At 61.3% G+C, this 1,647-nt stretch carries 1 protein-coding gene; it reads left to right on the top strand.

The window, feature by feature from the left end:
- The coding region (locus tag LHL23_RS23385) for a calcium-binding protein (RefSeq protein ID WP_226431757.1) at positions 1-1,417 on the top strand (1,417 nt) is incomplete at its 5' end.
- Positions 1,418-1,647 lie beyond the last annotated feature (230 nt).

Raw genomic sequence — 1,647 nt, forward strand, 5'->3', positions numbered from 1 at the left:
CTCCAGGCTGGTGGTGGGTTTCAACGGCTTCACCATCACCTTTCAAGGGTCCTTTAACTACAATTCCTCGAACGAGGTCACGGCAGGCAGCACCATATCTGCCTTCACGATGCGCTATGACGGGACAACCGTTCTGTCCGTGACGGGCCTCGACCTAACCTACGAGGATCTGGCCACGCAGGACCTGGAGACCCTGCTGCAGCAGCAGCTGGCCGGGAATGACACCTATACCTCAGCCTGGAACGGCGGCGAGTATATCGAGACCTACGGCGGCGACGACACCATCCAGTCCGGCACCGGCGATGACACCATCAACGGCGGCAGCGGGCATGACACTTTTGTTATTGATGCAGACAAAGAAATTGGCGGTTACGGCTTTCACCCTACCTATGGCGTATACGTTTTTTCCTCTATGGGCGAGGTAGAGGACTACCTTTTAAACGTCGAGGTGATTGAAAACGGAAGCGTTACCAGAGAAATCCAGGAAGGTAGCGACTCGGCAGACACTATCATCAGCAGAACCACCGGTGATGTTAACAGCAAAGGCATGATCCATGGCCGCGGCGGGAATGACACGATAACCGGCGGCGCTTCCTTCGATTTCATCATGGGGGGGTACGGTGACGACAGCGTTTTCGGCGGCAAGGCCTATGACCTGATCCTCGGGGGATATGGCAACGACCATTTGTTTGGCGAAGGTGGTGGCGACATTATCCATGGCGATTATGGGAATGACCGAGTTTTTGGCAACGCTGGGAGAGACAGCCTGTACGGAGGCCTTGGCGACGACAGCCTGTTTGGGGGCAACGGCAACGACTCTCTTCTAGGCGATGGCACCATTCAAGGCGGTGGAAGCTCTGTCACTTACGGTCACGATAGGCTTGCAGGCGGCGCAGGCAACGACACGCTGCAAGGCGGCAGCGGAAACGACACGCTTCTCGGCGGCGATGATCAGGATAAGCTGAAGGGTGACTCCGGCGACGACCTCCTGGATGGCGGCCGCGGGGGCGACAGGCTCTTTGGCGGCGCCGGCCGCGACAATATGAAGGGCGGCGCCGGCCATGACCGGATGTCCGGCGGCGGCGGCAATGACACGATGTCCGGCGGAACCGGCGACGACACCCTGATGGGCGGCAACGGCCGCGATGTGCTGCTCGGCCACAAGGGCGACGACCTGCTGGCCGGCGGCGCCCACGCCGATATCTTTGTCTTCCACCAGGGCCACGGCAATGACACCATCACCGATTTCACCGCGGGCGAGGACCATATCCGCATCGGCCGCGGCGCGGACGATCTCGGCGGCCTCCAATTCCAGGCCCAAGGCGATGACGTGCTGGTGTCCTTTGCCGATGTGACTATCCTGGTCCAGGACATCACCGTGGCGCAGCTGCAGGACGCGGAGAACTTCCTGTTCTGAGCGCTCCAGCCGGACACCGGCACCGAAAGGCGCGCCAGCCCGGCGCGCCTTTTGCTATTTCAGCATCCATTTGCCGCCCGGCCAGAAGGCGTGAAATGCAAAGGCGAACATCACGTCATGGGCCGCGTCCCGCCCCGGCGCCGTCGGCTGCGGTCCAGGCCGCCACCAAGGCACACAAGGCAGAAGGCTGAGCCGCCAGCCGGCAGGCCTTCAAAACGGCCGGGTCTGAC

Origin of the sequence: Leisingera sp. McT4-56 (assembly GCF_020514995.1) — a bacterium.
GTDB lineage: Bacteria > Pseudomonadota > Alphaproteobacteria > Rhodobacterales > Rhodobacteraceae > Leisingera > Leisingera aquaemixtae_A.